Consider the following 13,097-nt stretch of genomic DNA (forward strand, 5'->3'; position numbering starts at 1 on the left):
ATCGTCAGTCCTTCCCGCCAAGCTCACGCTCGGCGTGTCAGACCAAGATCAGATCCACCGTTGTTCTGACAGTCCCCCGCCATCAGCATCAGGGTGGCCTTGTCGCGCCTGGCTCTGAAATCGCGGCCGGCTGAATCTTACCCAAACCGGCATCTTTGATGAGGAGACTGCGCGTAGGGCGGGCTATGTTCAGCCGCCGGCAACGGTTTGACGTGGTATTTGATTCACGAGTCGGGCCAGTACTTGACCGGCGAGTGGCTGCTCACCGTCCCGTGCGACGCCAAGAATCTGACGCAGGCTGAGGGCTCGGATGTCACCTACAAGCGCCGGTATGCGGAGATGGCGATCACCGGCTTGGTGGCCGACGAGGACGACGACGGCCAGGCCGCGGTGAGGGAGGTGCCCCGCACCAAGAAGGGCGGGAAGCGCAGTCCACTGGATGCCGCCAAGGACAAGCTGCGGGACGCTATTGAGAAGTCGGGCGTCTACCCGGAGGATTTTGTGTGGGTGGCTAGCGCGACAGAGAAGGACGTTGACAAGATCCTCGCTACCGCCGAGGCGCTGGGCATGGGCACTGCTGTAGCAAGTTGATCGTTGTAGAGAAGTGGGGGGAGAGGAGGCCGGTCTGCATGATCCCCGAGACACTAGAAGAACAGGTTCGGTTAGAGAATCTAAGGTTCTTTCGGGAGCTTGAGAAGCAGCGCGAGGAACTGCTTGGCGCTAGCGCACCTTACCCGTTTGAGCGAATCCACGCCCGCGGCCGACGTGTTGTTCGCGTGTCGTCTAATCTGCCGCCCGATGAGGGCATGGTGGTTGACTTTCCCAGCCACCCAACTCTGTTGGAGATTGCGCAGCGGCAGCGAAAGATTGATCGGTGGGATCTGGACGAGCGCCGCGGTCGTCGCCGCGTGCGGCTCACCTACACTCTGTCTCTTGTTGTGGGGTTGTTGATCTTGGTTACCGGCGCGTTGTGGGCGGCCAGTGCCGACAACATTTTGGGGGCGTTTCAGGCCGCCGCGGGGCTGCCGCTTTGTGGTGTTGGCGTCTGGGCGTGGACACATCGGAATGACAAGTTCCACGGCAATCGCCCCGCCCCCCTTGTGCTGGTGCCGTTTTCCGACGCCGAGAACCGGGTGCGAATGTCGGAGCAGGAGCCCGAGGTGTTCCTTGGCGGCTGCACCTGCCCCGGCTGTGGCGAGTTGGCGATCCACAAGATCCGCCAGCCCGCCATGGGGGAGCCCGAGTGGGCCGAGGTGATTCGTCACTGTGACGTTTGTGGAAGGGAGTGGGCCCAGAAGTGAGCGTGTGGTTCACCTCTGATCTGCATATCGGTCACCGATTGTGCGCAACCATTCGAGGGTTCATTCCAGAGTGTCAAAGCCTGCCCGTTAACGAGCGCCGCATTGAGTCCGGGGTCGTGGATCACGACTCGGAGCTGGCCGGTAACTGGGATGCGGTGGTCAAGCCCGGCGACCAGGTGTGGGTGTTGGGGGATATTTCCGCGGGCGGAACGGCCGCCCAGCTGTCCGCCCTGCAATGGTTGTCGAACCGGCCGGGGGAGAAGCATCTGATCGCCGGCAACCATGATGGGGTTCACCCGCTGCACCGCAACTCCCACAAGTGGCAGCCCGAGTACCTGAAGGTGTTCGCGTCGGTGCAAACCATGGCGCGGCGAAAGATTAACGGCCAGAACGTGTTGCTGTCTCACTTCCCCTACCGCGGCGACCACACCGACAAGGACAGGTACATCCAATATCGGCTGCGCGACGAGGGACTGCCCCTCCTACACGGGCACACCCACTCTCGGGAGAAGTACCGCGCCGGACTCATCGGGCACAACGGCGCCATCATTTTTCGCGACTCGCCCACCATTCATGTCGGTGTCGATGCTTGGGATTTGCGTCCTGTGCACCTCGACGTAATCGCCGCCGCCCTATTAGACGTGGGGCAAATGCCCCACTAGGAGACATATGTCAGATAGCAACTTCAACGTTAGTGAATACAACCGGTCACACTGGACGCTCGGAGACCTGCGTGCCGTGGTCGCAGATAATGCAGACCGGGAGGCCACTGCCGATGTTCGGTTCCGGCCCTTCGGTGAGGACGGGTCTTACGGAGCCGGCAGCCTGATTGTGCGCACACAGGAATAAATTTTTTCCTTCGGCGTGCCCTATTACAAAGCGTGAGGGGCGCGCCTTAATGTAGCGGTCAATGACCGATTACAATATTGAGCGCGACCGCTGGGGCAGGCCCATGCTTTTTCCCCCGGCTGGGGGGAAGAAGGTTGCGTACACGCGGCCATCGACCATGGCCAAGTGGCTGGACGACAAGGGCGGCCTCATCAACTGGTCCGCCTCAATGGCGATGATCGGCTTGATGCGGTCGAAGTCGTTGCAGGCCCGAGTTTCCGCCATAATTGCCCGTTCTCAAGACCCTTATCGGGAGAACAAGACTGCCCTCAAGGAGCTGGTGGAGACAGCTACCAAGTTGGCCCAGGCGCAGGGCAGGGCCGACTTCGGCACGGCGATTCACGAGTTCGCTGATCTGCTCGACAAGGGTGAGCTGGATTGGGGCTATGTCCCGGAGGCGTTGAAGGGCCCCCTCGATGCGTACCGGGCGGCCACCGCGAATCTGCAAACCCTGGGCAGCGAAATGTTCGTGGTTGTCGATGACGAGCACAGGGGCAAGAAGGTCCGCGGCGCCGGCAGCCTTGACCGCCTCTACGTCCACCCCGACCTTGGTGTGTGCGTGGGGGATTTAAAGACGGGCACCGATGAGCCGAAGTATCCGTTGGCCACCATGATTCAGGTGGCGATCTATTCTCGCGGCAAGGTGTATTCCGACGACACGTTCACCCAGGCCCATGTGTGGGATGCCGAACCCAATGCTGACGGCATCGCCTACCGGTCGCCCATTCACCCGGAGTTGAACCAGGCGTGGGGCCTGCTGGTGCATTGCCCGCTTGAACAAGTGGGCGGCGAGTACATCTGCCGCCTGTATGCCTTGGATCTTTACAAGGGCTGGGAGGCCCTGCTTTTGGGGGTTGAGGTGCAGTCTGCGCGCCGGCAGCCGATAGATTTAATGGTCTGAAGGAGGGCCCCGCGGTGCATGTCAAGCATGTTGGTGTCTTTCGAAATTCTCGTAGATGGTGTGGGAGCGTGCCGGCACCTAATCTGGCCACGGCCGTGAGCAATGTCTCTAGCGACATCAATAACCCAGACAACGTAGCACTGGGTGCACTTGTAGTAGGGCGGGCGTTCAGCGCCGCCGCGATTGCAGGTGTTGGGGTGCCCCATGCTCATAAAGGTGGCGGGCTTGCCGCATACCTCGCAGGGGATGTCCTGCTCAAACTGTTCTTCTAGGTCCGAGACCCCACCAGTCGCGGGTGCGTTGTAATACTCCACGGGCATGGCACCATGATACGCCAGTGCCCGCAGTTGTCAACTATTACAAAGGGCTAGCTTTTGCGGTCGTGCGCGGACTCGAATGCCTGCTGTACCGAGATGGGGATGCGGCCCCGGTCGGCGACGGCGAAGCCCTGTTTCTTCGCCCAGGCGCGGATGGCGTCTTGCTTCTCGCGTTTGCGGGTTGCGGCGTCCTGGGCCCGCTTTGCGATCACCGGCGCAGATCTGGGGTGCGCGCCTTCGCCGTTGCGGCGGCGGCCTGCCGAGGCGAACGGCTCAATGGCGTTCCGCACCCTTTCAGCGTTTTCTGCGCACACATCAATTTCATAGGTAACACCGTCCACGCCGAAGATAACTGTCTCGACAGCCTCTTTAGTGGGGTCCAGGTCATCTACCCATACCGTCCTGTGCGCCATGTCACAAACCTCTCTATAGGACACGTTGCCTATCTCAAGGGTGGGGCAGCGCCCCGGACTTGTCAAGTGAATGGCGGCAGAAGCAATTGGTAATCAACTAATTAGACAGCTTAAATGATATTATAAAGCTGAGCGGGATAAGGAGTTTTCCCCATAGAATCCACGGCCGACCTGATTCTTAACGCCCGCCGGGAACAACTCAAGGCCCGCGCGGACGGTGACGAACGCGCCGAACAGGTTTGGACAGAGGCCCTACATAGGCTGCTGGACCTTTATTTAGGTGAAACGAAAGACTGAATGGCCACTATTACTTTTGACTGGCATAAGTGGAGCCGGTCTATGTGGAACGCCTTGCCCAAGAATGGCATGTGGAAAGGCATCCGCAGCGGCACTAACGATGCGGAGACCGGCGCCCCCGAGTTCATTTATGACGACGAGGTGATCAGCTCTAACCATGGGGTGAATCCCACCGACGCCGAGGATGTGCGGCTTGCCCACAGGTACCGCACCGACCGGGCCGGCGCCTGGGAGGACTTCGCGGGCGACGTGTCGGGGAACTGGCAGGACCATTTCAACGACAAGGTTGCCGCCTACTTGGCTGACCCGCCGGTCATCCAGCAAGACCCCGTTGAGGACGCCACAGAAGGCGAGGCGTATTCGCACACCTTTGTGGCGGCCGGCGGGGTCATTCTTCAGGCCGCCGACCACAGGGTGATGGGCGCGACCGCGCAGCTGATGATCCACAAGGGTTCTGGCGGCGCCCAGGGCAAGCTTGACGATGTTTTCGATGAGGCCGAGTACATGAAGCGGTCGATTGACCGCATGGTGGATGTGTTCATGGAGCGCAACACCGGCAAGTTGGCGAGGGCGTATTTGTTGGATCGGATTCACCGCCGCGACTGGTGGGTGAGCGCCGAGGAGGCGGTGAAGTTGGGGCTGGCAGATGCCATCGGATGAGTTGGTGACGCCGCTTGATGTAGAGCGGGAGATGGTGGAGTTGAACCATCGCTTGGACGAAGCCCCGCACGTTATCAAGGAGTATCACGAGAGGGTTCGGGCTGCCCGCCAGGCGCACAAGAAGGCGTATGCGTTGGCGTATGCGAAAGCCCCGGGCACCGCGGCTGAGCGTAAATACGAGGCCGATTTAGCGACCGAAAGTGAGCAGGCAGCATTGGATTTCGCCGAGATTGAGTACAAGTTCGTGATTGACACGTTTGACAGTTTGCGAACTAAGCTGCGGGCCCTTCAGTCGGTAGCTTCGCTAATGAAAGCGTCTATGTTCAGCCCACAGGGAGGTATCTGATGGCTTTTGGTTGCACTGTAAATCCGAACATGTTGCCCTATCCGCCGCCGAGCTCCCAAACTGTCATCTTGCCCTATTTTCCGTCCACAATTCCGTTTGATAGGCATGACCCGGTTGAGGTTCGGGAGCCCTTGCTTGCGGTGAAGCTATCGAAGGACAACCTTCCCGCCCTGGCGGATTTTGCGGTGCGCAACGGGCGCTCGGAGGTTAGTGTTTCCCAGGAGCGGTCCAGCCTGTGGGTTTCTGGATGCCACTTCTGGTTTGGTGACTGGGTGGTGCTCGAATGGGTTGATGATGACGGCAGGTATGCGATCTACCGTCCGCCCACCAAAAAGGAAGTCAAGAAGTACGGTTTGAATGTTCGATTGGTTGAAACGGTTTCGGCGCCCACCGCAGCACCTCAATCCAGAGTCGCTAGACCCTAACGATTGGGTCGTTTTGCCCTACAGGTTGGCCGAGGCGGCGCGAATTTCCATGTATACCATTGCATCTCACCCGCAACTGCCGGATAATGTGAGGTGGTGGATCGTCCAGTGGCTCGCAGCCTATAACGAAGCCTTGGCGGCCTGGTTCATGCAAAACTATGGGCCCGCCATCTTCCCGGTCCTGGGCGAAATCACTAAAGGTGTTCACGTATTAACGGAACAACACGCCGCCGAGGAAGCTGCCCGCCGCCATGACGAGGCGTTCCAGCGGTGGGAGCAGGAATTGGAGGATAGCGGTGAGTAGCGCCCATTTGATGATCCCGTTGCCGCTGGCCGAGATGCTGTATGCGACGTTGGGGCCGCTCGCGGAAACCCTTGCGGCCGAAAATCATCCGTGGGCGGCGCTGGCCGAGCGTGTGCTTGAGGCATACAAGACCGGCCGTAATGATCAGCTGGTCGCAATGTATGGGCAGGGCGTGATCCCGGAGATTTCTAAGGTCACCCAACAGGTGGCTGATGCGGTGTGTGGTGTGGTGGCTGAAATGGCGGACGAGGAAATGGATTTCGCCATGTGGGCCGGTGAGTTTGATGCCCGAGCCGAATGAGCCTTGCCCCGACTGCAAGATGCAGATGCGGTGGGTGCCCCGCGTGGGCTGGGTGTGCACATGGTGCGAGGATTTGGACAAGATTTTGAGGCGGCGTGGATGAGCGCACCTGCCGGGCCCTTGTGGCGGCTCGCTCCGGGGGCCTCTGCGAAAGATGTGGAAGAGTGGCGCATTCTTTCCACCACCGTCGCAAGCGCGGCCAGGGCGGTGAATGGACGCCCAATAACATTGTTCATCTGTGTGGGCATGGTACTGCTGGGTGTCATGGCTGGGTTGAGCATCACCCAGAGGCGGCCCACGCGGAGGGTTTTCACATCCGCCCCGGCGAGGACACGCGGGTGGTTCCTATCCTCTTTTGTAATAGGTTACGGTTACGCTTGAATCCTGATGGTACGAAAGACAGGATCATAGATGAGTCTCCCAGTGTTAAGCGGGCGGGGTTTCTTGCTCAGCGAGGGCGTGGAACTTCAGGTATCTGACCGAACCGGCGTCAGCTACGCCAGGTTGCCCTTGAGCTTCCGTAACAACCACAAGAATGATGCAGGGGAGTGGGAGTTCGACCGGGAAATCCGTGTGGACGCTACCGTGTTCGGCCCCCTGGCCGAGTATCTGGCCGACAATGTGACTGGGCGGCAGGATTTGTGGGTGTCGGGTGAGCCCTACATGGAGGAGTACGAGGGTAAAACCTATGTGCGTCTGAACGTGTTGGCCGCGGCCCCGGTGGGGAAGCCCCGCGCCAAGGCTGCGGCTGGTTCAAATGGCAAGTCGGGCAAGCGTTTTCCCTTCTGACCGCAAGGCCGCCAGGCAGTACTTCAACGAAACCTTTCAAGAGTTCTTCAGGGCGTATCCCAGGCATATCGACCAGACACAGGCGTACAACGTCTTTCTGGATCTGATGCAGGAGGGCGTTGACCCTCAAATGCTGATCGAGCGGGCCCAATCGTATGCCCGCAATGTTGATCCGAAGGACATGCGGTGGGTGCCGTCGCCCAAGAATTGGCTGGCCGGCCGCCGGTGGGAAGATGTTGACCTTTTTACGGACCAGTTCATGTCTGTGCGCGAGTTCTTTGAGGACGCCTACACGCGGGCGGACGCCGCGGCGGTGTGCGGCAGGTATGGGTTTGTTTACACACCGCGCCCGACGCCGGATGGCGCCGACCCGGCGGTCTGGCGTGAGGATCAGCGCCGCATCTGGATAGGGCAGATCGCCAACCACATCTTGAACGGACATCCCCTGCCAGATGACTGACATGGTTAACCACCCGCCGCACTACACCAGTGCGCCGGCCGGTACTAACTCGTTTCGTGGAATCCCGCCGTCGCCCGCCAAGGCTCTGACTGTTGCGGAACCCTCCGCACCACGGTGTTGCTCGTCCAATAGTCGTTCGGCCGGCGAAGAACATGTATCTGTCGCCCATGTTGCAGCGCTCCACGGTAAACACTGGCGTGTGGGTGCTAGATACCCAGCGGATACCGTTGTTGCCTTCGGACATTGCATCGGGGGTCCACCCCAACGCCAGCGGGTACACCAAGGTCGCTCAGGGCATCTATAGCCAGCTCGTCCCCGGCGTCGGTGCCGCGGCGGGGGGCTACATCTGGAAGTACGTCCCGCCGGCTGCGGGGGGGCCGGCCCAACGTTCACCGTCCCGGGCGAGCTGATGCCCGGCGGCATTGGGCCAGACGGTATCGGGCCGTGGCCGGTGGAAAAGTTCTCCCAAGCAACATCATTGCCGCCGCCGGTGGCCGCGCCAGTCGCGGTGGAAATCGCCATAAGGCCGGCAGCCCCGGCTGTGCCGGCCCCTGCTATTGTTCCGAGCCCAATCCCGGTGGCACCAGAAATGCCGAGCCCAAGCCCCAAACCCTCGGCGCCGGTAACGCCAACCTGCGCCATGGGCGTATATGGTTCCGGCACTGTTTGGGCGTCTTTCTGGAACGTCCACAACAACCACGGCAATGATGGAACTTCTGAAAAAAGTGGGCCGAACTTTCGAATAAGCCCCTCACCCAAGATCCTGGGCTCCTTATAGCCAACCTCGTCGGGAAGGCTGCCAAGCGGCCCAAGGGGGTGATTCTTGCTGTAAAGAATGTCCATGATAGGGCCATTGTTTTTCACAAAGCCGCCATCATTCATTAGGCCGAGCACCTTTGCCTTGTCGGCCTCGGACAAGAAGTCGAACCGCCTCGCCATATTGGCGGGCATTCCCTTGTTGGAAAATGGGTTATTCGGGTCAGGAACGCCGGGGGTGACGTTTCCGCCAGGCCAGTAGCGGCGCACTGGACCGCCCCCCGCCATCGGCACCCGCATGGCATTCATGCCCGCCAAAAGATCCGGGCCGTAATGCTTTACGGCCGCGGCGCGCATCACGAACTCGCCGTCCGACAGCATCGCCGGAATCATGTCGTCAGTCGGGCCGCCCGGACCGGCTACGGCACCGCCGACCGAAAAGCCGTCATCCCTGCCGAGGTGGTCCCCGCCGCCGCCGTAGCGTCTTACCGGTCCGCCGGCGGCGTGTGGCGTCCCGCCGAACGTGTGCGGCCACGCCCCCGGGCCCTGGCCCGGAATCCCGTTCCAGCCGTTCAGGGTTCGCTCGGCAACCTCGATCTGTTGCTCTTTCGACGCCAGATCGGCACGGGGCGCGAACTGGGTTCCCCCGTACTGCTCCCAGGTCGACTGCTTGAACTGCAAGCCGCCGTAATAACCGTTTCCGGTGTTGAGCGCCCAATTGCCGCCGGACTCCAACGCTGCCGTGGCATCCCAGTTGGTACTCCACTTAGAAGGGTCCGCCGTGGCCGACCCGGGCGTCGGCGCTGTTCGGTTGCTGTACGCATCCGCGCTGTTGCGCAAATTTTGGGCCAAATCATGGTTGCCCTGCTGGTCGGCCAGATCGGCCTGCGCCTCAAGGTCGGAGATGACCTGCGGGTCAGGGCCCGGGTCGGGCGGCAGATCGCCCTGCTGCTGGTTGGCCTGCCCCAGGCCGCCAATCCCTGCGCCCTGCGTGAACAGGTTGAACAGCCCCGACAGGTCGATGCCGAAAAACGAGCCGATGAACTGCAAAATGATGCGGCCGACGTTTTGCAGAATGTTGCCCGGATCAAACGGGACAGGGCCGAACGGCCCCTGGATCGGCGCTGGAAGCCCGGGGATCGCAGCCGGCCCGGCGGGCACCGGCGCAATTGGCGCCGGCGCCCCAGGGGGCCCCACAATCTTCGGCTGGTTGCCATCGGGCGTACCTGATGTCTGAATGTCCGGCGGGCCCAACACGCTCGGCAACGCCCCGCCGTCCGGGTTGACCAGCGGCGCAACGTCGGTAGCCCAGTGAACGTGATCCCTGTGGCCCCCATACTGATCGGAGAAGTAGCCCTGAAACTTGTCGCCCGTATGGTCAACATCCTGGGTGCCCGCAACGCCCCAGGTTTTCTTCAACTTGTCGTCAAAGTGGATCAGCTCTAGCGTCTGGCCACCCAGGTGTTGCTGCACATAGTCGGAGAAGGCGTCCATGCGGCGGCGGCCCTCTTCGCTGTCCCAACCAATGTCGTCGGGTGGGCGAATGTCAAAGGCGAAGCCCCGCGAGTGAAGAGCCCCGTGCGGGTCGGTGCTGGCCTGAAGGCCAAACGCCTGCACAAGCTGCAAAATGCTTTCCGGCACACCAGATCCGGCCGGCGGGTCGGGAACGCGAGGAGTAGAGCGCGAAACAGGCCGCCAGCCTGAAGCGCAAGAGGCGTGAAGCATTCTGTAGCCCAAAAGGTTACGGAACTTCATGGGGAAGCACGTCTCTGGTCAAACCTTCATTGCATATGAAGGCGATTAGCTCAAATGGTAGAGCGCATCCCTGTGGAGGATGAGGTTGCGGACTCGAAATCCGTATCGTCAGTTAAAAGCAAAAGTCTTTCCCCGTCGTCAGACGAAAGCGTCTTAAGCCTCGGCTCGCAGGGCGGGAACCGAGGCCACCCGATGCCCGCAAGGCAACGGTGGTTCATAGGCAAGTAGTGCAGGCTAGGGGGTAGCTCCCGTTAGCTGAATCGAAAGTCGTGGAGTAGTCGGCGGCGTAACGATTGGTTGGCGTAACCAACCAGGCGTGATGGACTACCGGCGGGGGTCGGTGGAGAAGTCGGGAATCAATAATCCGGCGAAAGGTTCATCGTGGACGGGCGTACTCTCAGCCTCGCTCCACCCCTCGACTCTTAGCTCAATTGGAAGAGCGTCTGCGTGAAGAGCAGAAGGCTCCTGGTTCGATCCCGGGAGAGTCGGCTGCGCCCCGGTGCGGGGCCCCACTGCAAAATGCACGGCCCCAAGGGTTGTGGGAAACGCACCAAGACGGCCGGCGGGCTGCCCGTAGGTGAAACACACCGAAAATTGTGGCCCGGAAGTTGCAACCCGGCCGTCTACACCCTGTTAGTTCAGTGGAAGAACACCGCGTTTACACCGCGTATGTCGGAGGTTCGAATCCTTCACGGGGTACCACGCCACCTTAGCTCATGTAGGTAGAGCGGCGCTCTTGTAAAGCGCGGGCGGAGGGTGCAAGTCCTTCAGGTGGCCCCGCTGGATTAGCACAGTGGTAGTGCCCCGTCTTGGTATGACGGTGGCCCGTGTTCGATTTACGGATTCAGCTCTGGGGCATTATAATAATTTATAATGCCTTATAAAGACCCGGCAGTTCAACGGGAATATCAACGCCAATGGGTTGCGCGCCGGCGCGCGGAGTATTTATCCGATAGGTGCTGCGCCGAGTGCGGTTCGCGCGCCGAGTTACAGGTTGATCACATAGATCCGCGGACTAAGGCGTCCCACCGGATCTGGTCATGGTCTGAGGTGCGCCTACGTGCAGAACTGGATAAGTGCCAGGTTTTGTGTAGAACGTGCCACGAGGCTAAATCCATTGAACAGCAGAGAATTACCCACCATCGGGTGCCATATCGACACGGCACTCCGAGCATGTATAACCGGCATGGATGTCGATGCGGATTGTGCAGGCTTTGGAAGCGCCACGTTGATGCCGCGCGCCGAGGCGGTGGGCAACATGCGACGGTAGCTTAATAGGCGAGAGCACAGCCCTGTCACGGCTGGGGGTGCGGATTCGAATTCCGTTCGTCGCGCGCCAGCAGAAGCCCAGGTGTCCAAAGCCTGGGTGGCGGCGGTTGAGGGCTCCCGCCTTACCAAAAGCCCTGCCAGCTTGAGTAGGCAAATCGGCAAAGCCGCCACGCTCAAACCGTGGTGTCTGTGAGTTCGACTCTCACCTCAAGTACATGGATGACACTGAAAAGTGTTTCAACGCATTAAGGTTCGGGATCGTCTCGTCGGCCCTTGAGTACGCCAGGCGGGAGAAGCCCGAGCTAGTGGAGTGGCTTGAGCGGCGCCAAGATTTCACACCGGATTTGGTCGTGGAGCGACAAGCGACTGGCGGACGAGTTGGCCAAGTGCCAGGTTCTCTGCCACCGCTGCCACGTACTAAAGACCAAGATTGATTTCGGCTATCAAGAACACGGCACCCATCGCGGGTGCAACCAACGTGGATGCCGGTGCCCGGACTGCCGGGCATTCAATGCTGCGGCCCAGCGCCGCAAGCGCAGTGCCCTATCGTCCAACGGTTAAGACACCGCCCTGATAAGGCGGCAATCCAAGTTCAATTCTTGGTGGGGCTACAAACGATCCGGTCCCCGATTCAGGCAGCCGGGCGGGCTCGCGTTCATAGCTACGGCAGGCGTGGGCTACCTACCTCCATAGCTCAGTGGACAGAGCCGCGCGTTTCTACCGCGTGGGGCCGGGGTTCGAATCCTCGTGGGGGTGCATGAGAGAGAGAAAAACATTCTGGGCAGCCCACGTCGGCACTCCCGCCGAGCCGTGGGGCAAGGACCAGGAGCGTGGCCAGGTGTTGGTTGCGAAGCCCGGGGTCGGCAATTTGCCGGCGCAGGCTTATGTTGAGTGGCGTGGCGGCGATAACGATGAGCGTTACGCCACTTGGGAGTTGTGTTCGGATCTGATTCTTGAGTGCGAGGAGGGCTGGGAAGAGATTCGGAGAGTGTTGAGTAAGCAGCGGGCAGCATAGCCCGCACACGCTGCGATGGACTAACGGTTAGGTCTCCGCTCTTTCAAAGCGGAAGATACGGGTTCGAATCCCGTTCGCAGTGCGTGTCAGGTTCCCCTACAGGGGATTAATGGTTGGAGTTGAGCCACCGCCTGACCCTGTTCGCGTGGAGTAGCGGTCATCTCGTCACCCTCTCAAGGTGAAGATCGCGGGTTCGAATCCCGCCGCGAATGCGTTATAACCGCTAGCTGTGGGGTGTGAGTCCACGGCCGCCGGCCAGATGGGCGCAGTAGCACTGGTCACGTTCGCGGTGCCGCGTGGCATAGAGCACCGCCTTTGGCCAGTCGGTTAATTGGCAAACCAATGCGCTGTTAACGCATGACTCCTGGTTCGAGTCCAGGTTGGCCAGCTTTACCTTCGCCAGCGGATCTGGCGCCGGCCCTCCGAAGGCCGGATGCAGTGTTCGACTCACTGCGAGGGTGCAAATGGAGAGTGGTGTAAGGGCAGCATTCCGGGCTTTGACCCCGGCGACATAGGTTCGACCCCTGTCTCTCCAACTATTACAATAGACGAAGTGAAGAACAGAGAGAACCATAGGCGCCTAGCTAAAGGAGAGCGCAACCAGCCAGGCGGCTGGGTCCGGTTGCTAGCCGGAACGCTGTTCGCGCAGTAGGTGTTTGTTTACATTCAGGAATGCCCGCTGTGTCACGAGTTGCACAACGAGCGGGAGTGGGATGCCTACTGGTGTCCGGGCTGCGAGCATTTGATTTGCGCCGGATGTGAAACGTGTTGCCCGTAGGGCATTTTGAGAATCCCCTCCCCCGATTTTTATAGCACTAACTTTCCCGACTTGGCTCAAATTAGTGCGCATCACAGGCGCGGATTTTGAGCAGAGCGGTGCGGAGGTCGTCGGGTAGCGGG

14 protein-coding genes and 12 tRNA genes are annotated in these 13,097 nt (G+C 60.4%); 24 read left to right on the forward strand and 2 right to left on the reverse strand.

Annotation, left to right across the window (positions count from 1 at the left end):
• Positions 1 to 219: 219 nt before the first annotated feature.
• The 4 genes from BST11_RS25420 to BST11_RS25435 all read left to right on the forward strand — a co-directional run bounded on the left by BST11_RS25420 (position 220) and on the right by BST11_RS25435 (position 3,090).
• Positions 220 to 591 carry an ERF family protein gene (locus tag BST11_RS25420; protein WP_083140990.1) on the forward strand — a complete coding sequence of 124 codons (372 nt, stop codon included), beginning with the start codon at positions 220 to 222 and terminating at the stop codon, positions 589 to 591.
• 38 nt (positions 592 to 629) lie between these two features.
• Positions 630 to 1,301, forward strand: a complete 672-nt coding sequence (locus BST11_RS25425) for a hypothetical protein (RefSeq protein WP_142276567.1) — start codon at positions 630 to 632, stop codon at positions 1,299 to 1,301.
• On the forward strand, positions 1,298 to 1,963 hold the full coding sequence (locus tag BST11_RS25430; protein WP_083140992.1) for a metallophosphoesterase family protein: 666 nt from the start codon (positions 1,298 to 1,300) through the stop codon (positions 1,961 to 1,963). Before BST11_RS25425 ends, BST11_RS25430 begins: the two co-directional genes overlap by 4 nt.
• 248 nt (positions 1,964 to 2,211) lie before the next feature.
• Positions 2,212 to 3,090 (forward strand): hypothetical protein, encoded by an 879-nt coding sequence (locus BST11_RS25435; RefSeq protein ID WP_142276569.1) that lies wholly within the window; start codon positions 2,212 to 2,214, stop codon positions 3,088 to 3,090.
• A 367-nt stretch (positions 3,091 to 3,457) separates the two neighbouring features.
• On the opposite strand, the gene BST11_RS25440 is transcribed toward BST11_RS25435, so the two are convergent.
• Positions 3,458 to 3,820 carry a histone-like nucleoid-structuring protein Lsr2 gene (locus BST11_RS25440; protein WP_083140994.1) on the reverse strand — a complete coding sequence of 121 codons (363 nt, stop codon included), beginning with the start codon at positions 3,818 to 3,820 and terminating at the stop codon, positions 3,458 to 3,460.
• A gap of 339 nt (positions 3,821 to 4,159) precedes the next feature.
• On the opposite strand from BST11_RS25440, the gene BST11_RS25445 reads away from it, so the two are divergent.
• The 7 genes from BST11_RS25445 (at position 4,160) to BST11_RS25475 (ending at position 7,402) form a co-directional block, all read left to right on the forward strand.
• Entirely contained in the window at positions 4,160 to 4,777 is a 618-nt protein-coding gene (locus BST11_RS25445; protein WP_158086827.1) for an ATP-dependent Clp protease proteolytic subunit, read from the forward strand.
• Between the two features lie 4 nt (positions 4,778 to 4,781).
• Positions 4,782 to 5,123: a hypothetical protein gene (locus tag BST11_RS25450; RefSeq protein WP_142276570.1), complete on the forward strand. Its 342-nt coding sequence runs from the start codon at positions 4,782 to 4,784 to the stop codon at positions 5,121 to 5,123.
• Complete coding sequence (locus BST11_RS27375; RefSeq protein ID WP_142276571.1) at positions 5,123 to 5,548, forward strand: hypothetical protein; 426 nt, start codon at positions 5,123 to 5,125, stop codon at positions 5,546 to 5,548. The genes BST11_RS25450 and BST11_RS27375 overlap by 1 nt, the downstream gene beginning before the upstream one ends.
• A 25-nt stretch (positions 5,549 to 5,573) precedes the next feature.
• On the forward strand, positions 5,574 to 5,852 hold the full coding sequence (locus BST11_RS25455; protein ID WP_142276572.1) for a hypothetical protein: 279 nt from the start codon (positions 5,574 to 5,576) through the stop codon (positions 5,850 to 5,852).
• On the forward strand, positions 5,845 to 6,153 hold the full coding sequence (locus tag BST11_RS25460) for a hypothetical protein (protein ID WP_142276573.1): 309 nt from the start codon (positions 5,845 to 5,847) through the stop codon (positions 6,151 to 6,153). Before BST11_RS25455 ends, BST11_RS25460 begins: the two co-directional genes overlap by 8 nt.
• A 411-nt stretch (positions 6,154 to 6,564) precedes the next feature.
• Complete coding sequence (locus BST11_RS27380; protein WP_142276574.1) at positions 6,565 to 6,942, forward strand: single stranded DNA-binding domain-containing protein; 378 nt, start codon at positions 6,565 to 6,567, stop codon at positions 6,940 to 6,942.
• Positions 6,911 to 7,402: a hypothetical protein gene (locus BST11_RS25475; protein ID WP_142276575.1), complete on the forward strand. Its 492-nt coding sequence runs from the start codon at positions 6,911 to 6,913 to the stop codon at positions 7,400 to 7,402. Before BST11_RS27380 ends, BST11_RS25475 begins: the two co-directional genes overlap by 32 nt.
• Before the next feature lie 21 nt (positions 7,403 to 7,423).
• Here BST11_RS25475 and BST11_RS29325 read toward each other — a convergent pair whose 3' ends face one another.
• Positions 7,424 to 9,799: a transglycosylase family protein gene (locus BST11_RS29325; RefSeq protein WP_372509751.1), complete on the reverse strand. Its 2,376-nt coding sequence runs from the start codon at positions 9,797 to 9,799 to the stop codon at positions 7,424 to 7,426.
• Between the two features lie 153 nt (positions 9,800 to 9,952).
• Here BST11_RS29325 and BST11_RS25485 point away from each other — a divergent pair.
• From BST11_RS25485 to BST11_RS25545, 13 genes are all read left to right on the forward strand, one after another.
• A tRNA-His gene (locus tag BST11_RS25485) sits at positions 9,953 to 10,025 on the forward strand.
• A gap of 304 nt (positions 10,026 to 10,329) precedes the next feature.
• Positions 10,330 to 10,402: transfer RNA gene (locus tag BST11_RS25490), tRNA-Phe, on the forward strand.
• 138 nt (positions 10,403 to 10,540) lie between these two features.
• Positions 10,541 to 10,615: transfer RNA gene (locus BST11_RS25495), tRNA-Val, on the forward strand.
• Position 10,616: 1 nt separating this feature from the next.
• A tRNA-Thr gene (locus BST11_RS25500) sits at positions 10,617 to 10,690 on the forward strand.
• Positions 10,691 to 10,786: 96 nt separating this feature from the next.
• Entirely contained in the window at positions 10,787 to 11,188 is a 402-nt protein-coding gene (locus BST11_RS29330) for an HNH endonuclease (protein WP_083141001.1), read from the forward strand.
• Positions 11,174 to 11,247: transfer RNA gene (locus BST11_RS25510), tRNA-Asp, on the forward strand. Before BST11_RS29330 ends, BST11_RS25510 begins: the two co-directional genes overlap by 15 nt.
• A 75-nt stretch (positions 11,248 to 11,322) precedes the next feature.
• Positions 11,323 to 11,396: transfer RNA gene (locus tag BST11_RS25515), tRNA-Leu, on the forward strand.
• Positions 11,397 to 11,722: 326 nt separating this feature from the next.
• Positions 11,723 to 11,793, forward strand: a tRNA-Ile gene (locus BST11_RS25520).
• Positions 11,794 to 11,865: 72 nt separating this feature from the next.
• A tRNA-Arg gene (locus tag BST11_RS25525) sits at positions 11,866 to 11,938 on the forward strand.
• 268 nt (positions 11,939 to 12,206) lie between these two features.
• Positions 12,207 to 12,279, forward strand: a tRNA-Glu gene (locus tag BST11_RS25530).
• A 57-nt stretch (positions 12,280 to 12,336) separates the two neighbouring features.
• Positions 12,337 to 12,409 (forward strand) — tRNA-Glu (locus BST11_RS25535).
• Positions 12,410 to 12,513: 104 nt separating this feature from the next.
• Positions 12,514 to 12,585 (forward strand) — tRNA-Asn (locus tag BST11_RS25540).
• Positions 12,586 to 12,662: 77 nt separating this feature from the next.
• Positions 12,663 to 12,733 (forward strand) — tRNA-Gln (locus BST11_RS25545).
• Positions 12,734 to 13,097: the final 364 nt, after the last annotated feature.

The organism is Mycobacterium alsense, from assembly GCF_002086635.1.
Lineage (GTDB): Bacteria > Actinomycetota > Actinomycetes > Mycobacteriales > Mycobacteriaceae > Mycobacterium > Mycobacterium alsense.